The following is a 26,594-nucleotide window of genomic DNA, read 5'->3' on the forward strand; positions in this document are numbered from 1 at the left end:
CCTTGAAGCAGACTTAAAGCCGGGCCAACAATTCCCGTGTCCGGTCGATCGCCATTTGCGCCCGCTGCAATCCACTCACGCCCTGCTCCAGCAATTTGACCGTGGGAATTTCCAGACTCAGGGGAAGGTTAGCCGGAAGGCAGCGCAATAAGCCGCTCAAGTCACAATCCCCCTCGCCAGGAAACCGTCGTTCATTGCGGGCCTGACGCAAGATCTCGGCCATGTCCGTCGGCCTCGGCCCGGCAACATCGCACAACTGTGCGTAGCGCAGCCGTGAGGACGGCACACCGGTCAGATCTTCCAGCCGCGATCCGGAACGGTCGAAGTGAAACGCATCGACCAGCACCGCACCGTTTTCGCGCCCGGCGTTGTCGACGATGCGCAACGCCTGCTCAAGATTGCGTGCATCGGTCCACGGCATGAACTCCAGATGCGGATGCAAACCGTAGGGCGCCGCCCGATCGCAGAGTGCCGCAAAATTATCGGTGAGCCGCTGCTCGTCAGGATCGTTTCCGGCGACCAGCAATTCACTGGCACCGAACTCCGCGCCGACGCTGAGCAGTGGCTCGAAATCCGCCACCACCGTGTGCGGTTTCAGACGCAGGATTTCCACGTCGAGCACGCCGATTCCGGTGTCACGCAAACGCGCCAGTGTCTGACGCCGCAAATCGCCATCGGCTACCAACGGAAAGTGATATTCCTCGGCCGTCGCCGGCTCCAGACGCAAGCCGACATGGCTGTATCCGGCACGGGCGGCGACCTCGACCATCTCGGGTGGCGACAACTCCAGCACGGTCAGGCTGGCCAGGGACAGAATTCGTTCGCTCATGTTCAGGCCTCGATCTGCGCAGGTTCGGTGGCGCGACCGCTGGCCGCTGCTCCACGGATAGCCTCGACCAGCGCCAGCGTGCGGGCGGCGTCGGCGGCACTCACCAGCGGTTCGACTTCCCGGCGTGCGACGCGGACGAAATGCTGCAATTGCAACCGCAGGGCTTCATCAGGCGTGAACGGTTCATCGACCGCCAGCAACAGCTCGTGCCAACCGGCGTCCACCTGATCGGGGTGGTAATGCCAGCGCTTGAGTTGCGGAATGCTCAAGGCCCCGGCCGTTCCCGCCAGCAAGTAACAAGGCTGTTCGGCATGGCACGGATAGACCGGATTCTCCCCGGAGTTCAACTCCCAGCTCCACGGCGCCGCCACCGCATCGGAACCGGTCAGGGTGCCCAGCGTTCCGCCATCGAACTGCAGCAGGATTGCCGCGCTGTCTTCATTGGTAAAACCGCGCACCGAACGGTCGGTGATTGCCTGCACCGAACGTACTTCTCCGCACAGATGACGCAGCAGATCGAGGTCGTGAATCAGATTGGTCAGCAGCAGTCCGGCACCGGCTTCGCGCCGCCACGCGGTTTCAAAATAGTGGTCGGGTTTGCGCAACTGGAACAACGCAGTCACCAGCGTCAGCCGCCCCAATGCTCCGCCCTTGACCAGTTCATGGGCCCGCACGATCAACGGATTGTGCCGCCGATGATGACCAACCAACACCGGCACGCCGCTACGCTTCACCGCTGCCACCAGCTCCCGCGCCTCATCCAGATGCACACCCACCGGTTTTTCCAGCAACACCGGAACACCAGCGGCCAGGCAATCCAGTGCGGTGCTGACGTGCTGATTATTCGGATTGGCGACGATGACTGCGTCTGGCCGGTTCTGTTCCAGCATCTGACGGTGATCGGCGAAATGCGCCACACCCCACTCCGCCGCCAGGGCCGGTGCCTGAAGGCCGGGATCGGCCACGGCGCATAACGTGGCCTCAGTGAGATGTTTCAGGTGCCGGTAATGTTGCTGGCCCATGCTACCGGCGCCGATCAAGGCGATGCGAAGGGGCGGGTTCAAGGTGCGATCCTCTTGTGATTGTTGTGGGAAAACTCACTCAACCAACAATTTAGAACCCGGTTCCAGATTCTCACACCCATCCGACTGAAAAGTGGGCGAACAGCGCACAGTTTTGCTTAAACGAACAACTCCGAGGCCAGGCTCGCCGCCGACAGCTCCGCGGTAAACGTAAGCAGCAACGGCGCCAGTTCATGCAATCGCGCCGCCGGCATCCGGGCGCTTGGGCCGGCGATGCTGAGCACGCCAATCACCCGGCCATCGGCGGGATGCTTCACCACGGCAGCAATCGCCGAAGTGCCCACCGCCGAACTTTCTTCCACACAGGCATAGCCCTGTTCCCGGGCCACGCGCAGGCGTTCGAGCAGTTCAATATTGGAGCGCGGCGCGTTGGGCCCGATATCCGCCGGCACCTCCGCGCCCTGGCGTTCGACCAGCGACAACGCCTCGGCGTCACTCATGCACGCCAGCCACGCATGGCCCGATGCGGTGTAGAACAGCGGCGCATCGCGGCCCATATCCGGGTCGTAACGCAGGCCGGTGCGGGCGCCCTGGGCTTTGGCGATCCAGGTCTGGCGTTCGCCGTCGATCACGCCCAGACGCACCAGCTCACCGGTTTCCTGGGCCAGCCGATCGAGCACCGGCTGCACGATATCGGCACCGCTGCTCGACAGGTACTGAAAGCCCATCGCAACCAGTTTGGTCGACAGGTGATAACGCAACGTTTCCGGATTCTGCCGCACGTAACCCAGGCGGATCAGCTCGGCGAGCAAGCGGTGCGTCGCGCTCTTTGGAATGTCCAGTTGCTCGGCCAGGGTCTGCATCGGCAGCCCGCGCGGATCACTGGTGAGGCTTTCCAGCACGCTGAAAACCCGTTCGATTTGACTGCCGGCCATGGTGCGCTCTCGGTGAAATTTCGCCGATTCTAGAAGACATCCCGAGGAATGCGAAATCTGGAACCTGACGTCCGATAACCGCCCACTTTGCGCGTCAGTCGGGTTGATCTGCTTCACTCGCACTGGTTATTTTCTGGAACATGATTCTAAAAATAATTGATAGCTGGAGCGTTTCCTGATGCCTGCCCTTCCCGATATCGACTGCGACGTTCTGGTGGTCGGCTCCGGCGCCGCCGGTTTGTCGGCCGCCGTCACCGCCGCCTGGCATGGCTTGAAGGTCATCGTGGTGGAAAAGGATCCGGTGTTCGGCGGCGCCACCGCCTGGTCCGGCGGCTGGGCGTGGGTGCCACGCAATCCGCTGGCCCGGCGCGCCGGGATCGTCGAAGACGTGGAACTGCCGCGCACCTACCTGCGCCACGAACTCGGCAAACACTACGACCCGGCCATGATCGACGCCTTCCTTGAAGCCGGCCCGCGCATGGTGGCGTTCTTCGAACAACACACTGCCCTGCAATTTGCCGACGGCAACACCATCGCCGACATCCACGGCGAAACACCGGGCGCCGGCACCGGCGGACGCTCGGTGATTGCCGCGCCCTATGACGGACGAAAGGTCGGACGCCTGCTCAAACGTCTTCGTACAACCATGCGCGAAACATCGTTCATGGGCATGCCGATCATGGCCGGCGCGGACCTGTCGGCGTTTCTCAATCTGACTCGCTCGCTGTCGGCGGCCTGGCACGTGACCCGGCGTTTCACTCGCCACCTGCTGGACCTGGCGCTGCACGGCCGGGCGATGCAACTGGTCAACGGCGTGGCGCTGGTCGCTCGGCTGGCGAAATCCGCCGAAGACCTAGGCGTACTGCTGTGGGAATCGGCGCCAGTGACTGAACTGCTGCGCGACGAATCACGCATCACCGGCGCTCACGTGCACACCGCGAAAGGCCCGGTCACTGTCCATGCGCGCAAGGGCGTGGTGCTCGCGGCCGGCGGATTTGCCAACGACATCGAGCGGCGCAAGGCCTTGTTCCCGCGCACGCCCACCGGTCACGAACATTGGGCGCTGCCTCCGCTGGCAGTGAATGGCGATGGCCTGCGGATGGGTGAAAACGTCGGAGGCCGGGTCAACACCGATGTGGCCTCGCCCGTGGCGTGGGCGCCGGTCTCGCAGGTGCCACATTCCGACGGCAGCATCGGCCATTTCCCACACATCATCGAACGCGGCAAACCGGGCGTCATCGGCGTGCTGCGCAACGGCCAGCGCTTCGTCAACGAAGCCAACGGCTATTACGACTATGTCAGCGCCATGGTCGCCGCGGCCCCTGAAGGCGAAGAAGTCGCTTCGTGGCTGATCTGCACCCGCGCGTTCCAGCGCCGTTACGGGCTCGGCATGTCTCGGCCGTTTCCGGTTCCGGTGTCAGGTTTTATCCGCAGCGGCTATCTGAAAACCGGCAATACCCTTGAGGAATTGGCCACCGCATGCGGTATCGATCCGAACGGTTTACGCGCCACTCTGCATGACTACAACCACCATGCCCGGCACGGCGAAGACCCGCTGTTCGGTCGCGGCTCGACGCCGTACAACCGCAAACAGGGCGATCCGGCGCGACAGCCCAATCCGTGCGTGGCGCCTATCGAACAGGGCCCGTTCTACGCGGTGAAGGTGCAGCCGGGCTGCTTCGGCACCTTCGCCGGGCTCAAGGTCAACCCGCATGCGCAGGTGCTCGACGCCGAAGACCGGCCTATCCCCGGGCTGTACGCTGCCGGTGGCGACATGGCCAGCATCATGGGCGGGCATTATCCGGCGGGCGGGATCAACCTCGGCCCGGCGCTGACGTTCGGTTACATCGCAGCCCGGCACATGGCGGGCGTCACGGCTTTCGAACAGGAGAACGACCATGCAGCACATCGTTAACAGACAAGGACTGAACCTGCCAAAACTCGGCCTCGGCACCTGGCCGATGCTCGGCGACGAATGCACCCGCGCCGTGGAGCAAGCCCTGGAACTCGGTTACCGCCACATCGACACGGCAGCGGCCTACAACAACGAAGACGCAGTCGGACAGGCCCTGGCGAATACGCCGACACCCCGCGAGCAGATCCACGTCACCACCAAGGTCTGGTGGGACCAGTTGCAACCGGACGCCATGCGTCACTCGCTGGATCGCAGCCTCAAGGCCTTGCGCAGCGAGTACGTCGACCTGTTCATGATCCATTGGCCGACCACCGACTGGGATTTGCCGCGCACCCTCGAAACCCTCGCGTCGTTCAAAGAACAGGGGCTGGCTCGCAACATCGGTGTGGCGAACTTTCCGCTGCCGCTGCTGCGCAAAGTCGTCGAGGAATACGGCATTCCTCTGTCAGCCATCCAGGTCGAGTACCACGTCCTGCTCGGACAAAACGCCCTGCTCGGCTACGCCCGTCAACACGATCTGGCGCTGACGGCCTACACGCCGCTGGCGCGTAACAAGGTCTCGGAGATTCCACAGATTCAGCAGATCGCCGAAAAACACGGCGTGCTGCCGACCCAAATCGCGCTGAAGTGGCTGCTGGATCAGGACAACGTCGCGGCGATTCCCAAGGCCAGCAGCAAAACCAATCAACTGGCCAACCTGGCATCGCTGAAGGTCGAACTGGATGACGACGACCGAGCGCTGATCGCTGCGCTGCCCAAGCGCGAACGTCAGGTCAGCCCGGACTTCGCGCCGGTGTGGGATGCCTTCGACCGCTGACACCTGACTCGGCAAAAGAAAACCGCCGGCGGATTGAATTCCCGGCGCTCATGCTCGTCAATAACAGGCCCGACCTCGTCACCCCGAGGCCGGGCCTTTGTGCATATGTGCGAATAGACGGACGACCGGACTGGCGCCACACTCACACACCAGCAACACTCATCACCACGATCAGACAGAGGATTCCCACATGCTATGGAAAAAAGGCCGACGCAGTGACAACGTCGTCGATGCCCGTGGCGATGACATGGGAGGTGGCGGCGGCATGCGTTTCGGGGGTGGCAAGGGCCTGAGCCTCGGCGCGATTCTGCTGATCGTCGGCATTGGCTGGATCACCGGGCAGGACCCGCTGCAGATTCTCGGCCAATTGACCGGGCAGATGTCCGAGCAACCAGCCCCTTCTTCGCAAACCCGCCAGGCGCCGCCGGCCAACGATGAACAGGCCGAATTCGTGCGCTCGATCCTTGGTGACACCGAAGACACCTGGGGCGCGATCTTCCAGCAGGCCGGCCGCCAATACAAAGACCCGACTCTGGTGCTGTTCAGCAACCGGGTCAATTCAGCCTGTGGCATGGCCACCTCGGCCACCGGCCCGTTCTATTGCCCGGCAGACCAGAAGGTCTATCTGGACATGGCGTTCTTCCAGGAAATGTCCCAACGCTTCAAGGCGGCCGGCGACTTCGCCCAGGCCTACGTGATCGCTCATGAAGTCGGACACCATGTGCAGACGCTTCTCGGCGTCTCGGCGAAAATTCAGGCCGCCCGCCAGCAAGGCCGGCAGATGCAAGGTGACGGCGGTCTGCTGGTGCGTCAGGAACTGCAGGCCGATTGTCTGGCCGGCGTCTGGGCCTACAACGCGCAGAAACGTCTGAACTGGCTGGAACCGGGCGACATCGAAGAAGCCTTGAACGCGGCGAACGCCATCGGTGATGATCGCCTTCAACAACAGGGTCAGGGCCGTGTGGTACCGGACTCGTTTACCCACGGTACGTCGGCGCAAAGGGTGCGCTGGTTCAAAACCGGATTCGCCCAGGGCCAGGTCGGCCAGTGCGATACCTTTGCGGCGAAAAACCTGTAAATGCATAAATGGCTGTTGGCTTTACTGTTGATCGGCGGCACCGCGCAAGCGGCCGGCGTCGACGCAATCAGTCCCGGGCGCCTGCAATTGCAGGCCGGCGAAATGGCGGTGGGCATCGGCCCGGCGCCGGCGAAAATCGAGCGGGTGCTGATCGTCATTCATGGCAAGCTGCGCAACGCCGAAACCTATCGCAAAAGCGGCGAAGCCGCGGCGGAACTGGCCGGGCAAACCGCCAACACCCTGGTGATCGCTCCGCAGTTTCTCAACGAAAGCGATGTTGCTCTCTATTCGTTGCCCGCCAGCGTGTTGCGCTGGAAGGGTAATGAATGGATGGGTGGCGGGTTATCCACAGGGCCGAACCCGCTGAGTTCCTACGCCGCACTGGACGAAATCGTCGGGCGGCTGACTGATCGCAAGCAATTTCCGGACGTGAAGCAGATCGTGATCTTCGGCCACTCCGGCGGCGGTCAGGTGGTGCAGCGCTATGCCCTGCTCGCCCGCGAACAACCGGCGCTCAAGGCTGAAGGCATTCGCTTGCGCTACGTGGTGGCCAATCCGTCGTCCTACGCCTACTTCAATGAGCAACGACCGGTGGCGTTCGATCATGCGCAGTGCCCGGGCTTCAACCGCTGGAAGTACGGTCTGGTGGATCCGCCGATCTACTCGGGTGGGCAAACGCCCGCACAGCTTGAAGGCAGTTACGTCAAACGCGAGGTGATTTATCTGCTGGGCCAGCAGGACACCGACCCGCAACACCCGGCGCTGGACAAGAGCTGTGCCGCCGAAGCACAAGGCGCCTATCGCCTGATGCGCGGAAAAATGTTTTTCAGCTATCTACTGCGCCGGCATCCGGAAGGGGTGAATCAGCGGCTGGTGGAAGTGCCCGGCGTCGGGCATAACGGCGACGGCATGCTGACCTCACCGGAAGGTCAGAAAGCTCTATTCGAGCAGTAAGTTGTGGGGTGGAGGGTCGGGCCTCTTCTCGCGCAAGCCCGCTCCCACATTTGGAATGCATTCCCCTGTGGGAGCGGGCCTGCTCGCGAAAGCGTCCGTGCAGACAACGCAGGTCTCAGACCAAAAGCATCTGCCGCAACTCCACGCAATCCTTCGCGTGCCAGTCGGTCAGCTCCGGCCATGGATTATCCGGCAGGTTCACCAGCACCGTGTGCGTGCCCGCCGCCCGACCGCAATCAAGATCAAACCGGTAATCACCAACCATCACCATCTCGCTCGCCGGCACTTGCCAGGCTTCGGCCAGTTTCAGCAGACCACCCGGATGCGGTTTCGGCGGCGCTTCATCGCGGCCCAGCACATCGTCAACCGCGAAGCAGTCGGCCAGGCCGATGGCCTCCAGCGTCACATGGGCCAGCTCCCGCGCATTGCGGGTCAGGATGCCGAGGCGATAACCCCGAGCGTGCAGGTCGCGCACCAGCGCCACCGCGCCGACCGCCGGGGTCGAGCCGAGCGCCAGATCCCGCTCATGTTCCAGCAGCCACGCGTGTTTCGCCGCCGCTTCTTCGGCAGGCAATGCTGCGAGATGCGTGAGGATGTCGTCCTCCGGCGGGATCGCCAGCGCCACGCGAATCGCCGCGAAGTCATGCACGGCCACGGTCAGGGTGCCGTCCATGTCGAACACCCAGTGCCGCACATCCGCCAGACTCATGCCCAGTCCTTGCGATGACGGATCAGGCCTTCCTGGGTCACCGACGCCACCAGTTGCCCGGCGCGGTTGAACACGCTGCCACGGGAAAAACCACGGGAATTGCCGGCCCACGGGCTGTCCATGGCGTAGAGCAACCAGTCATCGGCGCGCAGGTCGTTGTGGAACCACAAGGCGTGGTCGAGGCTGGCGACCTGCATGTCTTTCTGCCAGACCGATTTGCCGTGGGGCAGCATCGAGGTGGTCAGCAGGCCGAAGTCCGAGGCGTAGGCCAGCAGGTATTTGTGCAGCGCCGGGATGTCGGCCAAAGCGCCGTCGGCGCGGAACCACACGTACTTGATCGGGTCCGCCGGTTGCGGGTTGTACGGGTCTTTTTCGGTGACCGGGCGCACTTCGATCGGTTTCGGGCACAGCAGCTTTTCGCGCATGTGTTCCGGAATCAGGTGCGCGCGTTGCTGGGTCAGTTCCAGCTCCGACGGCAGGTTTTCCGGGCCGACCACTTGCGGCATCTGGCTCTGGTGCTCGAAGCCTTCTTCGTCGTACTGGAACGAAGCGCTGCAGGTGAAAATCGGGTGGCCCTTCTGGATCGCGGTCACGCGGCGGGTGCTGAAACTGCCGCCATCCCGCACGCGGTCAACCGAGTAGACCACCGGCAACTTGGCATCGCCCGGACGCAGGAAATAACCGTGCATCGAATGCACATGACGGGTTTCTTCAACGGTCTGACTGGCCGCCGACAGCGACTGGCCGAGCACCTGGCCGCCGAACAACTGGCGAAAGCCCAGATCCTGACTGCGACCACGGAACAGGTTTTCCTCGATCGGTTCGAGGGTCAGCAGATCCACCAGATCTTCCAACACTTGGCTCATTCAGACTCTCCTCACACAAAGCAATGCCGCGCAGTCTTGGCTGCGGCGACCAATTCAGATTCTGGCGCGAGCCATGATCGCGCCATTGTAAACGTCCGTGTCGGCTTAGCCATGCAAGGTCTGCAGCCATTGCTCCCGGGTGATGCGGTACAGCAGATGTCGACGCAGCGGGTGATCGACCGCCAGTTTCGGGTGATCGAAATCATGGGCTGGGTCGTGATGCATGCCGATGGCCTGCATGACCTTTTCCGACGGCAGATTGCTCTGTGCGGTGAACGCCACAATCTCCTTCAGGGCCAACCGGTCAAAGCCGCAACGCAACGCAGTCCACGCTGCCTCGCTGGCATATCCCAGGCCCCAGTGTTCCTTCGCCAGACGCCAGCCGATTTCCACCGCCGGGGTGAACGGGGCATCGAAACCGACCACACCGAGTCCGGTAAAGCCGATAAACTCACCGGTGTCCTTGCGCTCCAGTGCCCACAGGCCGAAGCCGTGTTCGGCAAAATGGCCGCGCACACGGCCGATCAGCGCCGCGCTTTCCAGCCGGCTCAAAGGCGCAGGAAAATAGCGCATCACCTGCGGATCGGCGCACATCGCCGCAAATGCCGGCAGATCAGCGTCCTGCCACTGACGCATCAGCAGTCGCGCGCTTTCCAGCTCAAGTATCGGCTCCATCGTGCCCCTCCGTTTCCATGCCGCAAGTCTACATCGCTGGTAGTCTTTGCACTCTTTCCTACAGCCTTTATGAATAGTCCGCCATGCCATTGCCGCTGATCTACCACGAAGACTACAGCCCCGAGTTTCCGGCGGATCACCGCTTTCCCATGGACAAGTTCCGCCTGCTGCGCGATCACCTGGTGGACAGCGGCCTGACTCGCGACGAAGACCTGCTGCGCCCTGAACTGTGCCCTGCCGACATCCTCGCCCTGGCCCATGACCGCGGTTATATCGAACGCTACATGAGTGGCGAGTTGTCCCGCGAAGACCAGCGGCGCCTCGGTCTGCCGTGGAACGAAGCTCTGGCCCGACGCACCGTACGGGCGGTCGGCGGCTCGATTCTCGCGGCAGAGAAAGCCCTGGAGCATGGCCTGGCCTGTCACTTGGCCGGCGGTACTCATCACGCCCACTACGACTACCCCGCCGGGTTCTGCATCTTCAATGACCTGGCGATCATCAGTCACTACCTGCTGCAAAGCGGCCGGGTGAACCGGGTGCTGATCTTCGATTGCGACGTGCATCAGGGCGACGGGACTGCACGAATTCTGCACAACACCCCGGAAGCCATCACCGTTTCCCTGCACTGCGAAAAGAACTTTCCTGCACGCAAAGCCGAAAGCGATTGGGACATTCCGCTGCCCAACGGCATGGGCGACGCCGATTACCTGAAAGTCGTCGATGACGCGCTCAACTATCTGCTGCCGCTGTATCAGCCGGATCTGGTGCTGTACGACGCCGGCGTCGACGTGCACAAGGACGACGCCCTCGGCTATCTGCAACTGACCGACGAAGGCGTTGCCGCCCGCGACGAAAGCGTGATGCGCCATTGCCTGGGCCGCGACATCCCGGTGGTCGGCGTGATCGGCGGCGGTTACAGCAAGGATCGCCACGCACTCGCCCGCCGTCACGGGATCCTGCATCACAGTGCGCAGCGCGTCTGGCAGTCATCGGGTTGTCATTGAGTTGTGCTGCGTTACCCACAATGGCTGTGGAACGGCCTGTGGATAACCTGAGCGAAAGGGACTACAGCCCACGCTGAACATGGCTTGCAGCGCACTGGTTGTTTTTTGATCAGCAATTTGAGCCACCACAAGCCTCTGTGGGAGCGAGCCTGCTCGCGATGAGGCCCTCTCATCCGGAATCGATGGCGACTGATCCGCCGCATCGCGAGCAGGCTCGCTCCCACAAGGGATTTGCGCTGTTAGAATGCGCGCCATATTTCGTCAGACCGCAGCGCACGCCATGACCCAGATTCACGCCACCTCTCCCGCTCACGTCGCCATCATCGGCGGTGGCCCCGCCGGCCTGATGGCCGCCGAAGTGCTGAGCCAGGCCGGAGTCCGCGTCGATTTGTACGACGGCATGCCCTCGGTGGGCCGCAAGTTCCTGCTGGCCGGGGTTGGCGGCATGAACATCACCCATTCCGAAGCCTGGCCGGCGTTCCTCTCGCGCTACGCCGAACGCGCCCCGAACATTGCCCCGCTGCTGCGCGCATTCGACGCCGACGCCCTGTGCCGCTGGATTCACGAACTGGGCATCGAAACTTTCATCGGCAGCTCCGGCCGGGTGTTCCCCACCGACATGAAAGCCGCGCCATTGCTGCGCGCCTGGCTCAAGCGCCTGCGCGACAGCGGCGTGGTTATCCACACCCGCCACCGCTGGCTCGGCTGGGATGAAAACGGCGCGCTGCGCATCGACAGCCCGGAAGGCGAGAAAACCCTTACCCCCGACGCCACCCTGCTCGCCCTCGGCGGCGGCAGTTGGTCGCGGCTGGGTTCCGACGGCGCGTGGATGCTGCCGCTGGAGCAACGCGGCGTAGGACTGGCGCCCTTGCAGCCAAGCAATTGCGGCTTCGAGGTGCAAGCCTGGAGCGAACTGATGGTCAGCAAATTCGCCGGCGCGCCGCTGAAAAATATCGCCATCGGTTTGAACGACGACGTTCCGCGTTTGGGCGAATGCGTGATTACCGCGACAGGGATTGAGGGCAGCCTGATCTACGCGCTGTCGGCGCCGATTCGTGAGGCGATCAATGTGCACGGTGCCGCGACCATTCACATCGACCTGCTGCCCGGCCGGCCTGTGGATAAATTGCAGGCGGCGTTGAGCAAACCTCGGGGTTCGCGCTCGATGGCCAAGCATCTGCACAGTCAGGTCGGGATTGACGGGGTGAAAGCGGCGTTGCTGCGTGAACTCACTGATGCTGCGACGTTTGCCGATCCGGCACTGTTGGCTCGGGCGATCAAGGCTTTGCCGCTGACGCTGGTGAAAACTCGCCCGTTGGATGAAGCGATCAGCAGTGCCGGCGGCGTGACGTTCGAAGCGATGGATGAGCGATTGATGCTCAAGGCGTTGCCGGGGGTGTTCTGTGCGGGGGAAATGCTGGATTGGGAAGCGCCGACTGGGGGGTATTTGCTGACGGCGTGTTTTGCCAGTGGCCGGGCGGCCGGAGCTGGAATGCTGGACTGGTTGAAACAGCGTAACTGATCGTTCCCGCATTGCGCGGGAACGACCCTTTCTGACGCTTAAGGCTTACGCTTACGCGGCCCGGTATTGAACACCGGCACTTTACGAACAGGCTTGATCGCCACCTCCGGCGCCGGGGTATCCCCGCTGTCCACCCACTTGCCCAGATTGCGCTTGCCACCGCCGCCACCGGACGCTTTCGGCTTTTTCGGTTTCTTCGGCTTCTTGATCACCTGCCCACTGGCATCGGTGTCCGGCACGCGGTGCTCGGGCACGAAGTCCGGCTCAACCTCACGCTTCAACGTGCTGCGGGTCAGCATTTCAATCGCCGACAACATGTTCACTTCATCAGCGCACACCAGCGAAATCGCCTCACCGGTCGAACCTGCACGACCGGTACGACCGATACGGTGGATGTAATCCTCGGCAACGATCGGCAGATCAAAGTTGACCACCAGTGGCAGGTCTTCGATATCCAGACCACGGGCAGCAACATCGGTGGCCACCAGAATCTGCACTTCGCTCAGCTTGAACCGATCCAGCGCCCGCTGCCGGGTCGCTTGCGGCTTGTCGCCGTGGATGCCGTCGGCGTTCACGCCCAGGCCCTGAAGCTTCTCGACCAGCGCGTCCACACCGTTGCGGGTCTTGGCGAACACCAGCACCTGCTTCCACTTGTTCTTGCGCATCAGGTGCACGAACAGTTCCGGCTTGCGCTTCTTGTCCACCGTCACCACCCACTGCTTGACGGTGTTGGCCGCGACGTTGCGCGGGCTGACTTCGATGCTTTGGGGGTCGTTGAGCATCTGCCCGGCCAGCAGGCGGATGTCATCGGAGAAGGTCGCGGAGAACAGCAGCGTCTGACGTTTCTTCGGCAATGCGCGGTAAATGTTCGCCAGCTCTTCGGAAAAGCCCAGGTCGAGCATGCGGTCGGCTTCGTCCAGCACCAGGGTTTGCAGCTGGTTGAACTTCAGCGCGTTCTGACGGAACAGGTCGAGCAGACGGCCCGGGGTCGCGACCAGCAGATCGACACCACCGCGCAGCTTCATCATTTGCGGGTTGATGCTGACGCCGCCGTACACCGCGTAAGTGCGCAACGGCAGGTTCTCGGCGTACTGGCGCACGGCTTCGTGGACTTGTTCGGCCAGCTCGCGGGTCGGCACCAGAATCAGCGCACGCAGCGAGTTGGCGGTGACTTTCGGCCCTTCCATCGCCAGCAGTTGCAGCAGCGGCAAGGCAAAACCGGCGGTCTTGCCGGTGCCGGTCTGGGCCGCGGCCATCAGGTCGCGACCGGCCAGCACGGCCGGAATGGCTTGCGCCTGCACCGGCGTCGGGGTCTGGTAGCCGAGCTTCTCGAGGGAGCGCAGCAAGGGTTCGATCAGGCCAAGGGTGGCGAAAGTCATGGGAGTACCGTAGGAAAAAATCAGAGCATGTGTGCGATGGCGCGCAGTTTACCCTAATTCGCACGCTGCTCCGTCGCTATGACCTTCGCTGCGGCAGCCGGCTCGCTGACCACCGGCGGCCGCGCCGGACGCCGCCACTGTGGCAGACTGATCAGCACCACCGCGCCGATGATCACCAGCATCGCCAGCGCCTCTTCGATGCCGATGGTCTCGCCGACAAACACGATCCCCAGCAACACCGCCACCGCCGGGTTCACATAGGCGTAACTGGTGGCCGCCGCCGGACGAACGTTTTTCAACAGGTACATGTAGGCGTTGAAGGCGATGATCGAGCCGAAGAAAATCAGGTACGCCAGCGCCAGCCAGCCTTCCAACGGCGGCATGGCTTGCAGGTGTTCACCGCTGGCCGCGCTGCCGATCAACAGCACCACGCCGCCCACCAGCATTTCCACGGCACTGGCCATTGCGCCCTGGGGCAATGGCAGGTGTTTGCTCCACACCGAACCGAACGCCCAACTCGCCGCCGCGAAAATCAGCAGTGCCGCACCCAGCGGACTCGATTGCAGGTTGGAGCCCATGTTGAGCATCGCGATGCCGATAATCCCCATCACCACCCCGGCCCACTCCAGGCGGGTGTTGCGTGCGCCCCAGAAATAACCGCAGAGCAAAGTGAACAGCGGCACCGTCGCCACCGCCAGCGCAGCAACACCCGAGGCCACGCCGCTGTGCTCGGCCAGGGTCACCGCGCCGTTGCCGAAACTGAGCAACAGAATCCCGATGATCCCCGCCGCTTTCCACTGCACCCAGGTCGGCGCCAGTGCCCCGCGCCAGCGCAGAAACGCATACATCAGCGTGCCGGCAATCACGAAGCGCACACCGCCGAGCATCAGCGGCGGCCAGTATTCGACGCCGATGCGGATCACCAGATAGGTCGATCCCCAAATCACGTACAACGCAAAAAACGCAGCGATCAACGGCAAGGAAAAACGGCGCAAGGCAGACATGGGCAGCTCGAAAGTCAGACTCAGAGGATTGGTTATTCTAGAAAGGCCAACCGCTAAAAATAAGTTACAAAACCTGTTTATAGCGCCGGTACACTTTTGAAAACACGGAGATCGACGGCCAAAACCGCGATTTCGAAAGTCTGGCATTTTCAGGAGTCCGACCTTGGACAAATACGACCGCATGCTGCTCGGCGCCCTGCTCGAAAACGGTCGCGCGTCCTACGCCGACCTCGCCCGCAAAGTGAACCTCTCCGCCCCCGCCGTCGCCGAGCGCGTGGCCAAACTTGAGGCGGCCGGAGTAATCACCGGGTATCAGGCGAACATCGACCTGTCGAAAATCGGCTTGCCGATCCAGTGCGTGATCGAATTGCGCCTCCACCAGAACGGCAGTCAAAAGGTCTACGACGAACTGGTGAAAATTCCGCAACTGACCGAGTGCTTTCGAGTGACGGGCGATCCGTGCGTGATCATGAAGGCCGCCGTGGGCTCGATGACCGAGCTGGAAGAGCTGATCAACCGGGTGGCGAAATTCGGGTTCAGCAAGACGTCGATCGTGTTGTCGAGTGCGATAGAGAAGCGGGTGCCGTTGGGGCATATCGAAGGCAATGGCAAACCCTGAGGCAAGCCCGCTCCCACAGGGAAATGTGTTTGCCTGAAAATCAGCGATAGCGCTGCAGGTGTTCGCCGACTTTGGCGGCCGGGACTTTCTGCAATTTGCACAGCAAGTCGTGCGACAGCTCGCGCACGCCGTGCTTGTGCCGCAACTCATCCGCCAAATGCGCCAGCAGGTTCGCCGCCATCTCCGCATCCGCCATCGCCCGGTGCGCCTGACCGGTATGCGGCAGTTGGGCGAAGGTCGTGAGCGTGCCGAGCTTGTGGTTCGGCGCCGCCGGCATCAGGCGACGGGCCAGCAGCAGCGAGCAGGCGAAGTTCTGCAGGCGGGTGCGTTTGATCCGGCCCAGTTCGAAGTCCCAGAACTTCTGGTCGAACGCTGCGTTGTGCGCCAGCAGGGGTGTGCAGCCGACGAATTCGTTGACTTCATTCATCACCTGTTCGGCCGGGGGCGCGGTGCGCAGCATGGCGTTGCTGATGCCGGTGAGTTGCTCGATGAAGGCCGGGATGCGGACGCCGGCGTTCATCAGGCTCTGGTAACGCTCGACGATGCGCCCGTTTTCCAGCATGACCACGGCGATTTCCGTGGCCCGGCAGCTGCTGCTCGGCGAGATGCCGGTGGTTTCAAAGTCGATGACTGCAATGCGTTCCAAACCGGGTTGTACTCCGTCCAAATCAATTCTTGAGCAGGGCTCAATTTTTCAACAGCAACGAGCCTTCAATCGGCACATAACGGCTGGCGGCGCGGATCAGCGAGTTGGCGGTCAGGCCGGGCACGCCGTAGGCCACCGCTTGCACGCCGTGTTTGTTGATGATGCGTTCGAGCAGCATGTCGAAATCGCCGTCACCGGAGGCCAGCACGATTTCGTCGACGTGGTCGGCGGCGTCCATGATGTCGAGGGTGATGCCCACGTCCCAGTCGCCCTTGGCCGAGCCGTCGCTGCGCTGGATGTAGGGTTTGAGTTTCACGGTGAAACCGAGGTTGCGCAGGATCTGCTGGAACTGCTGCTGTTTGCTGTCGCCCCGGTCGATCGCGTAGGCGTAGGCCTCGACAATCTGCCCGTGCTGGCTGACATCCGCCCACAGCGCCGCGTAGTTGAAGTGGCAACCATAGGCCTGGCGGACGGTGTAGTAGAGGTTCTGCACATCGGCGAACACTGCGATTTTTTTCACCGGAGTTCCTGTGAGCGCTGACGCGCATGAGCCGGATCAGGCACCAGGCCCGAAAAAGGCGCTCAGTATGCCAGCCCGAAGGAAGGTTCCGCGAATAATCGGCCCGGGGCGCTCAGGCGCCCCGGACGAATGGTGAGTCAGACGAAGGAATCGTCGTCATCGAAGAACGATGAGTTGTCATCGCTGTAGTCGGTGTCGGTGAAGCCACCCTGATTGTTGCCGAAGGAATCGTTGTTGGCCATGCGCTGGTCATCGCCCCAACCGTTATTACCTTGGTCGGCCACTTGCGCAGGCTCTTCCTTGATCACTTCGACGATTTCTTCCGGCTGCTGGTTGTGATGGAACAGGCTGCTGATGCCTTGTGCCAGCATCACGCCACCCGCCACGCCGGCAGCGGTTTTCAGGGCGCCGCCGAGGAAGCTGCTGCCCGCGGCCGGTGCCGCTTGTTGCTGGCCATAACCCGGTGGTGGCGCGCCGAAGTTCTGTTGTGGCGCGGGTGCACCGAAGTTCTGCTGCGGAGCCGGTTCACGCCAACCGCCAGTGGACGCCGGGGCGCTCTGGGTCGGTGCCGGGCGTGAGCTGCTGCCGCCGAAGATGCTCGACAGGAAACCGCCGCCGCTCGGCGCCGGGGCTGCACTTTGCGCCTTGGCCGATTGCAGTTCGGCCTGCAGTTGCTGAACCTGTTGAGTCAATTGTTTGTTCTGTTCGTCGAGGCTCTTGATCGCGGCCTCCTGCACCAGAATCGCCTGGGTCATGAAATAGCCTGCGGCCGGCTGGCGCGTCAGGTGTTCCTTGATCCGCGCCTCGGCCAGGGCGTCGCGCGGGGCTGCCTCCGTTTCGGCCTGTTGCAGCCGGGAAAACAGTCCATCGATCAGGGTTTGCTCTTCGCTGTTCATGGCGACCTCGTAGATTGCCGGGGATAACGTTGCCCTCGTCCACGGTGGAGGAGGCGCACCTACGTAATGGAGGCAGTGACAGAATGTTTCAATGGTCTTTACCGAACGTTTACGTTTGCGCCCTTCAGCACATCATCGGTTAAAGTGAGCCACTGTTTTTGACCTGCGATACCGACTGATGAATGCCTTCGATGTGCTGCGTGACTCTCTGTATTTCTTTAAACGCAATCTGGCCCGGATCGTCCAGCTGTGCCTGCCGCTGGTGATCCTCGAAGCCGCGCTGCAACAGGTGGTCGATCACGCCAGCGACCCGGACGGTTATTCGGCCATCAGCGTGATCGTCGGCCTGCTGGTCTACCCGCTGTACACCGCTGCGCTGATCCTGTTTCTCGACGCCCGCACCCGTGGCGAATCCCCGCAAACCCTCGACTTGCTGGCGATGGCGGCGCGTTTGTGGCCGCGTTTTGCTGTGCTCACCGCACTCAACACGCTGCTGATCCTGCTCGGTCTGTCCTTGTATTTCCTGCCAGGCCTGTGGCTGATGGTCACCCTGGCCTTCGGTGAATACCTGCTGGTGCTGCGCGGCTACGGCCCGTTGCAGGCGATGAAGGAAAGCCTGCGCCTGAGCCGCGGGCATTTCCTGCGGATTCTGGTGTGCATCCTGTGTGTGATGGGGCCGTTGTGGCTGCTCAAGGGTCTGACTCTGCAGGTCTATCCCGATCCGCAGAATCCTTTGATCGCGGTACTGATCGACAGTGGTCACAGCTTCCTGCAGCTGTTCACCAGCGTGGTGCTGTTCCGCCTGTTCATGCTGATCAGCGAATTGCCCGACAAACGTGACGGAAGGGTCTGACCGCTCTGAGCTTGGGCTGAGCGACGGGTCTCGGGTATGCTCGGGACCACTTCCGTATCGCTATAAGCCGAGCCATGACCCGTCTACTGCGCTACATCCTGCTCTTCGTGCTGCTGGCCGTCGCCCTGATCGGCGTGATGATTTTCAGCCTGACCTGGCGCCCCGACGCCCGGGAGACCCTGCCGGTCAGTTGCATCGGGCAACCGCCAACACTGGTGCCCGGCCAGGCGCTGAAGGTCATGACCTGGAACGTGCAATACCTGGCCGGCAAGCGTTATGTGTTCTGGAACGACCTGGCCCACGGCGATGATGAGGCCCCGACTCAGGAAGACATGGCGTTCAGCCTTGACGAAGTGGCCCGGGTGATCCGCGACGAGCAACCCGACGTGGTGTTGATCCAGGAACTGGATGATGGCGCCAAGGCCAGCGACTATCAGAACCAGCTCAAGCTGTTGCAGGAACGCCTCACCGACCTCTACCCGTGCAGCGCCCACGCCTTCGACTGGAAGGCCGATTTCGTCCCGGATCCGCATATCTTCGGCAGCGTCGGCCGGCAACTCGCGACCCTCAGCCGCTACCGCATCGAACACGCCGAGCGCCTGCAACTGCCGGTGCAGCCGTCGAACATCATCAGCCGTCAGTTCCAGCCGAAAAACGCCCTGCTCGCCACCACCCTGCCGCTCAGCGATGGCGGGCAACTGATGGTGTTCAACACGCATCTGGATCGCGCCGTGCAGCCGGACGAAACCTTGCAGGCGCAGGTGACGGCGGTGGCCAAGGTTCTCGACAAACACGAAAGCCAGGGCACGCCGTGGCTGATCGGAGGCGACTTCAACCTGTTGCCGCTCGGCCAGTACCGGCGCCTGCCGGTCGAACAGCGCACGCCCTACTCCGTGGACAGTGCGCTGCACCTGTTGTGGGACAAGTATCCGATGATCCCGACCAACAATGAAGCCAGCGGCATCGACCGCGCCAAATGGCTGACCCATTACCCCAACGACCCCGGCCTCAACGGCCCGGACCGCACGGTCGATTACCTGTTCTACAGCCCGAAGATCAAACGGGTCGAAGCCACGGTGCGTCAGGACGATACGTTGCGCATTTCCGATCATCTACCGGTGATTGCGCGGTTCCTCCTGCCACCCAACTGACTGCTGTACCTGTGGGAGCGAGCCTGCTCGCGATGGCGATCGGTCAGTTGACGATTTGTTGCCTGACACACCGTTATCGCGAGCAGGCTCGCTCCCACACGTTCGGCGGTGGTCTCAGTGAGCCTCTTCGAGATCGTCGTGCAACAGCCCGAAGATCTGCCGCTTCATGTCGATGAACGAGCGCTCCATGACCATGTCCAGCGTGCGTGGGCGCTCGATCGGTACATCGAGAATTTGCTTGATCCGTCCGGGCCGTGCGCCCATCACGTACACCCGATCGCCGAGCAGGATCGCTTCATCGATGTCGTGGGTGACGAACAGCACGGTCTTCTTGCTGTTGCCCCACACCCGTAATAACAGCTGCTGCATTTGCAGGCGGGTCTGGCTGTCGAGGGCGCCGAAGGGTTCGTCCATCAGCAGGATCTGCGGGTCGTTGGCCAGCGCCCGGGCAATCGCCACCCGCTGCATCATGCCGCCGGACAGCTGCTTGGCGTAGTTGTCGGCGAACCCGGACAAACCGACCTCGTGGACATAGTGATCGACAATTTCCTTTCGCCGCGCCGCCGGCATGCCCCGGCGCTTGAGGCCGAACTCGACGTTCTGCCGCACCGTCAGCCACGGGAACAGCGTGTAGCTCTGGAACACCATCCCGCGATCCGCGCCGGGACCCTGCACTTGCTGGCCGCCGACGTAGATCTCGCCGGACGTCGGCTCGGCCAGGCCGGCGGTGAGGTACAGCAGGCTCGACTTGCCACAACCCGATGGCCCGACCAGCACTGCGAATTGCTGATCCGGCACTTCGAACGACACTTCTTCCAGCGCGGTGAACGTACCGCCGCCGGGTTTGCTGTAGCGCAGGCTGACCTTGTCCACCTGCAACCTTGGCGCGGCAAGTGCCGGTGCGGCGACCGGCTCGATGAAACGACGGTTGGCAGCGGTTACTGAGCCCATGCGGCAATCCTCAAACGCAAAAAGCGGAACAGTTGATCGGTGACCAGACCCAGCAGGCCGATGATCGCGATGGCGAGAAAAATCACGTCGACCTGAAAGCCGCGCATGGCCTTGAGGCTCAAGTAACCGAGGCCACTCGAGGCGGCGACCAGTTCGGCGACCACCAGATAGGTCCAGGCCCAGCCCATGGTCACCCGCAGGGTGTCGAGCACACCCGGCAACGATGCCGGGGCGATCACATGCAGCACCGCGTCACGCCGGTTGGAACCGAGGGTGTAGGAGGCGTTGATCAAGTCCTTGGAGATGCCTTTGGACACGTCGGCGATCATCACCAGTTGCTGGAAGAACACGCCGAAAATGATCACCGACACCCGTTGCTCCAGACCGATGCCGATCCACAGGATGAACAGCGGCACGAACGAGGTCACCGGCAGATAACGAATGAAATTGACCAGCGGTTCGAGGAACGCCTGGACGATGCGAAAGCTGCCCATCAGCAGACCCAGGGGCACCGCCACCAGCGACGACACGATGAAGCCGACCATCACCACTTCGACACTGGCCCAGACATGCTGGCCAAGGGTGCCGTCGCGGCTAAGGCGCACCGCCGCTTCAACCACCGCACCGGGCGTCGGCAGAAACATCCCCGGCACGATGCCGCCGTAGGACAACCCGGCCCACAGGCCGACCAGCAACACCCAGGCCAGACCGCTGGCGCTCCATACCACCGGCACCGGCAATCCGGTCTTCGGCGTGATGCAGCGGCTCAGCCATGAATTGCGCTTGAACATGACCAGTCTCCTAGAGCGGGCTGACGAAACGGTTATCCACCAGATCGTCATTGCTGACGTTGTAGGGCTTGCCCTGCAATTCGCTGGCGGTTTCGTTGGCCAGTTTGATCAGCGGTGCGCTGTCACCCGGCTTGCCCGGCGAGCCAAGGAGTTTTTCGCTCATGGCCTGATCGTAGAAACGCACGCCCTGCGCGGCAGCGGCCAGTTCCTTCGGATCGGACAGGTAACCGCCGACACCCTTGGCCATGATTTCGTAAGCTTGCTGTGGATGGTCCTTGGTGTACTGCACCGCTTTGTAGAGACCGGCGACCAGCGCCTTGACGTCTTCCGGCTGCTTCTCGATCACCGTGCAGTTGAGCGCCACCACATCGACGATCACCCCCGGCGTACTGCTGCTGTCGATCAGCACCTTGCCCTGCTGCTTGTCGCGCACCATCGACAGATGCGGCTCCCAGGTCACGGCGGCCGGCACGCGACCGGCGATGAACGCGGTGGCGGCATCGTCGGCGGTCATGTTCTGCACGGTGATGTCGCTCATGCTCATGCCGTTCTTTTTCAGCAGGTACGAGAGCCAGAACTGCGAGGTCGACCCTTCGTTGACGGCCACGGCCTGGCCCTTGAGTTCTTGCAGGCTCTTCACGTTCTTGCCGACCAGCACGCCGTCGCCGCCATGGCTGTCATCCAGCGCGGCCACGGCCTTGAAGCAGAACTGCGGGCGGTACTTGAGCACTTCGTCGATGGTCGAGGCCGAGCCGGACAATTGCCCGGACGCCTGGGCGGCCATGTACATCGACGCTTCTTCGACCACCGGCAATTCGACGGTCAGGCCGTTCTCCTTGAAGTAGCCCAGATCCTGGGCCAGGTACAGGGTGCCGTAGCCGACCCACGTGGTGTGGCCGATCGACAAGGTGCCGGCCTGAGCGGCGGTGACGCAAAGGGCGGAAATCGCCAGAGGACCTGCAAGACGGGTAAACAAGGACTTGTTCATGGAGCACTCCCAACGCTGTTGATTTAGTTGTCATGGGCAGTACGGCCAGCCGTGGTGTCGCGATCGCACGCTGCGGTCTCTGCTGGACTCTGGCGGGCAATGCCTTGGCTGGCGAAATCGATGTTGACCCAGGCTTGGCGTCAGGAAAACGAGGAAATAGTTAGACGCGAACGATGAAAAAACTGGGTAGTGCGCACCGCGAAAGGGCGCGTCTGGCGGGGGTGCACGGAGGGGGTGCAAGACAGCAAAAACGATGTTGAATCGACTGACGCAATCGCGGGCAAGCCCGCTCCCACAGTTATCGAGGCGGATCACAATTTTGTGAACGACTGATAAACCTGTGGGAGCGAGCCTGCTCGCGATGGGGGCCTTGAGCCCTACGAATACCTCAGAGCCGACCGTATTCCTGCGCCGTACGATCAACCGCTTTCAGGGTCTTTCCCACCAGCTCATCGATCTCTTCACGACTGGCAATCAACGCCGGCGCCATGATCATCCGCCCCAGGGTCGAGCGAATGATCACCCCCTCTTCAAAACCGATCGTGCGGCAGCGCCAGGCGATATCGTTCTCATTGGCGAAGCGCTTGCGCGTGGCCTTGTCTTCGGCCAGCTGCAACGCCGTGACCATGCCCGTGCCCTGGATATCGCCCACCAGCGGGTGATTGCCGAACACCTCGCGCAGGCACTGTTGCAGGTACGGGCCGATGTCGTCCTTGACACGCGTCACCACGCCTTCATCGCGCAATGCCTTGAGGTTGGCAATCGCCACCGCCGCCGCCACCGGGTGCCCGGAATAAGTCAGACCGTGAGCGAACACACCGCCCTGCTCCACCAGCACGTCGGCCATTTTCTTCGACAGGATCAAACCACCCATCGGGATGTAACCGGAGGTCAGGCCTTTGGCGATGGACAGGGTGTCCGGCTCGAAACCGAAGTACTCGTGAGCGAACCACTCACCGGTGCGACCGAAGCCGCCGATCACTTCATCGGCGCACAACAGCACGTCGTATTTACGGCAGATGCGCTGGATTTCCGGCCAGTAGCTTTCCGGCGGGAAGATCATTCCGCCCGCACCCTGGAACGGCTCGGCGATGAAACCTGCAACCTTGTCGGCGCCCAGTTCGAGGATCTTCGCTTCCAGTTGCTGCGCCGCCCGCAGGCCGAACTCAGCCGGGGTCAGGTTGCCTTCGTGGGCGAAGAAGTACGGCTCGTCGATGTGCGCGATGTCGGGAATCATCCCGCCCATTTCGTGCATGAACTTCATGCCGCCAAGCGCCGTCGCGGCCAGGGTCGAACCGTGATAGCCATTCCAGCGGCCGATCATGATTTTCTTCTCGGGCTTGCCCAGCACCTGCCAGTAACGGCGCACGGTTCGGATCAGCACCTCGTTGGCCTCGGAGCCGGAGTTGGTGTAGATCGCGTGGCTGTAGTGCCCCGGCAGCAGGCTGAACAGCAGCTCGGAGAGCTCGATCACCTGCGGGTGGGTGGTGTGGAAAAACATGTTGTAGTACGGCAACTGCTCCAGCTGCCGGCTCGCCGCCGCGTTCAGATCCTTGCGCCCGTAACCGAGGTTGGTGCACCACAGCCCGGACATGCCGTCGAGGTAGCGCCGACCGTCGTTGTCCCACAGGTGCAGGCGATCACCGCGCACCATCACCCGTGGGCCTTCGTCGTTGAGGGCCTTCTGGTCGACGAACGCATGAATGTGGTGCGCTGCATCGGCGGCCTGGTAGTCGCGGGTTTCACGTGAGGTGGTCATCGCCGGATCTCCTTTTTTGTTGTGAGCGGCTGTCATGAGCGCAGTTGAAACCAGGTGGTTTTCAACTGGGTGTATTTGTCGAACGAGTGCAGCGACAGATCGCGGCCGAAACCGGATTGCCTGCCACCGCCGAACGGCACGGTCACGTCCAGCGCATCGACGCTGTTGACCGACACCGTACCGGCTCGCAATTGCCGCGCCACCCGGTGCGCGCGGTGCAGGTCGTCCGTCCACAGCGATGCCGCCAGACCGTAGACGCTGTCGTTGGCCAGTTGCACGGCGTGGGCCTCGTCATCGAACGGCATCACCGCCAGCACCGGGCCGAACACTTCTTCGCGAAACAGGGTCATGTGCGGCTGCACGTCGGTGAAAATCGTTGGCTGAACGTAGTTATCCGAACCGTTGAAACTCAGTTGTCGCCCGCCACAGACGCGGGTCGCACCTTCGCGTTCGGCCTGATGGATGAAGCGCAGAATGCTTTCGGTCTGACGGCTGTCGACAATCGCCCCGGCCGCACTCGCCGGGTCCAGCGGATCGCCCGGCTGCCAGCGTTCGGCCTGAGCCTTCAGTCGCTCGACGAACTCGTCATGGATCGAGCGTTCCACCAGCAACCGCGAGTTGGCCGAGCAGACTTCGCCCTGATTGAAGAAGATCCCGAACGCGGCTTTCTGCGCCGCCAGATCCAGATCCTTGCAGTCAGCGAACACCAGATTGGCGCTCTTGCCGCCGCACTCCAGCCACACCTGCTTGAGGTTCGACTGCGCGGAGTACTGCATGAAATATTTGCCGACCTGTGTCGAGCCGGTGAACACCAGGCAATCGACATCCGGGTGCAGACCCAAGGCTTTGCCGGTCTGCTCGCCGAGCCCCGGCAGCACGTTCAGCACGCCGGCCGGCAACCCGGCCTCCAGCGCCAGCTCGGCCAGACGCAATGCGGAAAACGGTGATTGCTCGGCGGGTTTGAGAATGACCGAGTTGCCCGCCGCCAGCGCCGGCGCGAGTTTCCACGCGGCCATGTCCAGCGGGAAATTCCACGGCACCACGGCGGCGACCACGCCCAGCGCTTCGCGGGTGACGGTCGCCAGCACATTCGAGGCGCTTGGCGCGATCTGATCGTAGAGTTTGTCGAGGCTTTCGGCGTACCAGCGAAACACCCCGGCGGCGCCCGGCACGTCGATGTTGTAAGCGTCCATCACCGGTTTGCCCATGTTCAGCGAATCGAGCAGCGCCAGCTCTTCGCGATGGGCCAGAATCAGATCCGCCAGACGCAGCAGCACTTGCTTGCGCTCGGTCGGTGAACGCCCGGCCCAGGTGCCGGCTTCGAACACCTGCCGCGCATTTTTCACCGCTGCATCGACATCCTCTTCACCGCACGCGGCGACGTTTGCCAGCAGTTGGCCGGTGGCCGGGTTGATCGCGGCAAAGGTCTGCCCCGACTGCGCCGCACGCAACTTGCCGTCGATCACGGCCTGATTGGGAAAACTCAATTCAGCGGCCTTGCGCTGCCAGTCTGCAAGCTCGAACACGGTGGTTGCTCCTTGGACTTTTATTCTTTTGAGAACAGTGCGGGGTCGATAGTCGCTCAGGCCCGTGCGCGCTAAAACCAGTAAAAATGTCTTCCCAGACAATAAAAAAGGTAACCAGCCGATGGCCCCTTCGCGCGCGTATGGGGCTATTGTTCAGGGACAAAAAAAACCGCCGACAGAACGGAGGCCGGCGGCGTACAAATTGCTTGGATGTGAAATCCGTTCGCTTTGAGGTTCACCGTGGCCGCTTACAACCTGCGTCAGTTGAAATACTTCATCACCACCGTCGAATGCGGCAGCGTCGCCGAAGCATCGCGCAAGCTGTACATCGCACAACCGGCGATTTCCACGGCAATCAAGGGGCTGGAAGACAGCTTCGGCGTGCAACTGCTGATCCGTCATCACGCTCAGGGCGTGTCCCTGACACCCAGCGGCGCGCGGTTCTTCCGCAAGGCTCAGGAACTGCTGCGCATGGCCAAGGAGTTCGAACAGAACGCCCTCGCCGACAACGACGTGGTGGCCGGGCAGATCGATATCGGCTGTTTCGAAACCGTCGCGCCGCTGTACCTGCCGCAGTTGATTGCAGGCTTCTCGGCGCTGTATCCGGGAGTGAAAATCCGCATTCGCGACGGCGAACAGCAGGAACTGGTGCAAGGCCTGACCTCGGGCACTTTCGACCTGGCGATCCTGTACAAACACGACCTCGACGCCACCATCGAAACCGAACCGCTGATGCCGGCCCAACGGCCTTACGCCCTGCTCCCGGCAGATCACCGCTTCGCCCAGCTCAAGCAGGTTTCGCTGCGGGATTTGTGCCTGGAACCGATGATCCTGCTCGACGTGCAACCGAGCCGCACCTACTTCGTCAGCCTGTTCGAAGAACTCGGCCTGTCGCCGCGCATCGAGTTCAGCTCACCGTCGATCGAAATGGTGCGCGGCATGGTCGGCCAGGGCTTCGGCTTCTCGATCCTGGTGACCCGACCGCATTCGGAATGCACCTACGACGGCAAGAAAGTCGTGTGCGTGGACATCGTCGAAGACGTCACCGGCTCGGGGCTGGTAGCGGCGTGGCTCAAACGCGGGCAACTGACCAAACCGGCGCAGTTGTTTGCCGATTATTGCCGGGAGCAGCTGACGGCGAAGGCCAGCCGATGAAAATCAAAAGATCGCAGGTTGCGATCTTTT

Annotated in this window: 26 protein-coding genes; 10 read left to right on the top strand and 16 right to left on the bottom strand. The window is 62.4% G+C overall.

Annotated features, from left to right (window positions below; all coding sequences use genetic code 11):
- Positions 1–13: 13 nt before the first annotated feature.
- The 3 genes from NE357_RS24990 to NE357_RS25000 all read right to left on the bottom strand — a co-directional run bounded on the left by NE357_RS24990 (position 14) and on the right by NE357_RS25000 (position 2,786).
- Positions 14–829, bottom strand: coding sequence for a sugar phosphate isomerase/epimerase family protein (locus NE357_RS24990; RefSeq protein ID WP_169432021.1), 816 nt, complete (start codon positions 827–829; stop codon positions 14–16).
- Positions 830–831: 2 nt separating this feature from the next.
- Positions 832–1,893 carry a Gfo/Idh/MocA family protein gene (locus tag NE357_RS24995; protein ID WP_169432023.1) on the bottom strand — a complete coding sequence of 354 codons (1,062 nt, stop codon included), beginning with the start codon at positions 1,891–1,893 and terminating at the stop codon, positions 832–834.
- A 116-nt stretch (positions 1,894–2,009) separates the two neighbouring features.
- Entirely contained in the window at positions 2,010–2,786 is a 777-nt protein-coding gene (locus NE357_RS25000; protein WP_169432024.1) for an IclR family transcriptional regulator, read from the bottom strand.
- Positions 2,787–2,964: 178 nt separating this feature from the next.
- Between NE357_RS25000 and NE357_RS25005 the strand changes: the two genes are divergently transcribed.
- The 4 genes from NE357_RS25005 to NE357_RS25020 all read left to right on the top strand — a co-directional run bounded on the left by NE357_RS25005 (position 2,965) and on the right by NE357_RS25020 (position 7,550).
- Positions 2,965–4,701, top strand: a complete 1,737-nt coding sequence (locus NE357_RS25005; RefSeq protein WP_169432025.1) for an FAD-dependent oxidoreductase — start codon at positions 2,965–2,967, stop codon at positions 4,699–4,701.
- Complete coding sequence (locus NE357_RS25010) at positions 4,685–5,518, top strand: aldo/keto reductase (protein WP_169432028.1); 834 nt, start codon at positions 4,685–4,687, stop codon at positions 5,516–5,518. Before NE357_RS25005 ends, NE357_RS25010 begins: the two co-directional genes overlap by 17 nt.
- Positions 5,519–5,708: 190 nt before the next feature.
- Complete coding sequence (gene ypfJ / locus NE357_RS25015; protein ID WP_169432029.1) at positions 5,709–6,596, top strand: KPN_02809 family neutral zinc metallopeptidase; 888 nt, start codon at positions 5,709–5,711, stop codon at positions 6,594–6,596.
- Entirely contained in the window at positions 6,597–7,550 is a 954-nt protein-coding gene (locus NE357_RS25020) for an alpha/beta hydrolase (protein WP_169432030.1), read from the top strand.
- Between the two features lie 115 nt (positions 7,551–7,665).
- On the opposite strand, the gene NE357_RS25025 is transcribed toward NE357_RS25020, so the two are convergent.
- The 3 genes from NE357_RS25025 to NE357_RS25035 form a co-directional block, all read right to left on the bottom strand.
- Positions 7,666–8,259, bottom strand: coding sequence for an HAD family hydrolase (locus NE357_RS25025; RefSeq protein WP_169432031.1), 594 nt, complete (start codon positions 8,257–8,259; stop codon positions 7,666–7,668).
- Positions 8,256–9,125 carry an acyl-CoA thioesterase II gene (gene tesB, locus NE357_RS25030; protein ID WP_085712241.1) on the bottom strand — a complete coding sequence of 290 codons (870 nt, stop codon included), beginning with the start codon at positions 9,123–9,125 and terminating at the stop codon, positions 8,256–8,258. Before tesB ends, NE357_RS25025 begins: the two co-directional genes overlap by 4 nt.
- A 105-nt stretch (positions 9,126–9,230) precedes the next feature.
- On the bottom strand, positions 9,231–9,800 hold the full coding sequence (locus NE357_RS25035; protein WP_169432032.1) for a GNAT family N-acetyltransferase: 570 nt from the start codon (positions 9,798–9,800) through the stop codon (positions 9,231–9,233).
- Positions 9,801–9,883: 83 nt separating this feature from the next.
- Between NE357_RS25035 and NE357_RS25040 the strand changes: the two genes are divergently transcribed.
- Complete coding sequence (locus NE357_RS25040; protein ID WP_007958746.1) at positions 9,884–10,804, top strand: histone deacetylase family protein; 921 nt, start codon at positions 9,884–9,886, stop codon at positions 10,802–10,804.
- Between the two features lie 280 nt (positions 10,805–11,084).
- A complete protein-coding gene (locus NE357_RS25045; RefSeq protein WP_212633396.1) occupies positions 11,085–12,326 on the top strand; it encodes a TIGR03862 family flavoprotein in 1,242 nt (413 codons plus the stop codon).
- A gap of 38 nt (positions 12,327–12,364) precedes the next feature.
- On the opposite strand, the gene NE357_RS25050 is transcribed toward NE357_RS25045, so the two are convergent.
- Both NE357_RS25050 and yedA read right to left on the bottom strand, forming a co-directional pair.
- Entirely contained in the window at positions 12,365–13,705 is a 1,341-nt protein-coding gene (locus NE357_RS25050; RefSeq protein WP_169432034.1) for a DEAD/DEAH box helicase, read from the bottom strand.
- A 53-nt stretch (positions 13,706–13,758) separates the two neighbouring features.
- Entirely contained in the window at positions 13,759–14,709 is a 951-nt protein-coding gene (yedA, locus tag NE357_RS25055) for a drug/metabolite exporter YedA (protein ID WP_169432035.1), read from the bottom strand.
- A 163-nt stretch (positions 14,710–14,872) separates the two neighbouring features.
- Between yedA and NE357_RS25060 the strand changes: the two genes are divergently transcribed.
- Positions 14,873–15,328: an Lrp/AsnC family transcriptional regulator gene (locus NE357_RS25060; RefSeq protein ID WP_169432036.1), complete on the top strand. Its 456-nt coding sequence runs from the start codon at positions 14,873–14,875 to the stop codon at positions 15,326–15,328.
- Positions 15,329–15,368: 40 nt separating this feature from the next.
- Here NE357_RS25060 and NE357_RS25065 read toward each other — a convergent pair whose 3' ends face one another.
- From NE357_RS25065 to NE357_RS25075, 3 genes are all read right to left on the bottom strand, one after another.
- Positions 15,369–15,974, bottom strand: a complete 606-nt coding sequence (locus tag NE357_RS25065) for a 3'-5' exonuclease (RefSeq protein ID WP_169432037.1) — start codon at positions 15,972–15,974, stop codon at positions 15,369–15,371.
- A 40-nt stretch (positions 15,975–16,014) separates the two neighbouring features.
- Complete coding sequence (locus NE357_RS25070; RefSeq protein ID WP_169432038.1) at positions 16,015–16,494, bottom strand: NYN domain-containing protein; 480 nt, start codon at positions 16,492–16,494, stop codon at positions 16,015–16,017.
- Between the two features lie 137 nt (positions 16,495–16,631).
- Positions 16,632–17,390, bottom strand: coding sequence for a DUF2076 domain-containing protein (locus NE357_RS25075; protein ID WP_169432039.1), 759 nt, complete (start codon positions 17,388–17,390; stop codon positions 16,632–16,634).
- A 178-nt stretch (positions 17,391–17,568) separates the two neighbouring features.
- Here NE357_RS25075 and NE357_RS25080 point away from each other — a divergent pair, with 178 nt between their 5' ends.
- Together NE357_RS25080 and NE357_RS25085 are read left to right on the top strand one after the other, a co-directional pair.
- Entirely contained in the window at positions 17,569–18,243 is a 675-nt protein-coding gene (locus NE357_RS25080; protein ID WP_169432040.1) for a YciC family protein, read from the top strand.
- 74 nt (positions 18,244–18,317) lie between these two features.
- Positions 18,318–19,394, top strand: a complete 1,077-nt coding sequence (locus NE357_RS25085; RefSeq protein WP_169432041.1) for an endonuclease/exonuclease/phosphatase family protein — start codon at positions 18,318–18,320, stop codon at positions 19,392–19,394.
- A gap of 114 nt (positions 19,395–19,508) precedes the next feature.
- Here the strand turns inward: NE357_RS25085 and NE357_RS25090 are convergent, their stop codons facing one another.
- From NE357_RS25090 to NE357_RS25110, 5 genes are all read right to left on the bottom strand, one after another.
- A complete protein-coding gene (locus tag NE357_RS25090) occupies positions 19,509–20,345 on the bottom strand; it encodes an ABC transporter ATP-binding protein (protein ID WP_064382153.1) in 837 nt (278 codons plus the stop codon).
- Entirely contained in the window at positions 20,333–21,136 is an 804-nt protein-coding gene (locus NE357_RS25095) for an ABC transporter permease (RefSeq protein WP_007958721.1), read from the bottom strand. The genes NE357_RS25090 and NE357_RS25095 overlap by 13 nt, the downstream gene beginning before the upstream one ends.
- A gap of 10 nt (positions 21,137–21,146) precedes the next feature.
- Positions 21,147–22,124 carry an ABC transporter substrate-binding protein gene (locus NE357_RS25100; RefSeq protein WP_169432042.1) on the bottom strand — a complete coding sequence of 326 codons (978 nt, stop codon included), beginning with the start codon at positions 22,122–22,124 and terminating at the stop codon, positions 21,147–21,149.
- 388 nt (positions 22,125–22,512) lie between these two features.
- Entirely contained in the window at positions 22,513–23,883 is a 1,371-nt protein-coding gene (locus NE357_RS25105; RefSeq protein ID WP_169432043.1) for an aspartate aminotransferase family protein, read from the bottom strand.
- 32 nt (positions 23,884–23,915) lie between these two features.
- A complete protein-coding gene (locus NE357_RS25110) occupies positions 23,916–25,409 on the bottom strand; it encodes an aldehyde dehydrogenase (protein WP_169432044.1) in 1,494 nt (497 codons plus the stop codon).
- Positions 25,410–25,649: 240 nt separating this feature from the next.
- Here NE357_RS25110 and NE357_RS25115 point away from each other — a divergent pair, with 240 nt between their 5' ends.
- Positions 25,650–26,564 carry a LysR family transcriptional regulator gene (locus tag NE357_RS25115; protein ID WP_007958716.1) on the top strand — a complete coding sequence of 305 codons (915 nt, stop codon included), beginning with the start codon at positions 25,650–25,652 and terminating at the stop codon, positions 26,562–26,564.
- Positions 26,565–26,594: the final 30 nt, after the last annotated feature.

It is taken from the genome of Pseudomonas sp. G7(2022), assembly GCF_052660475.1.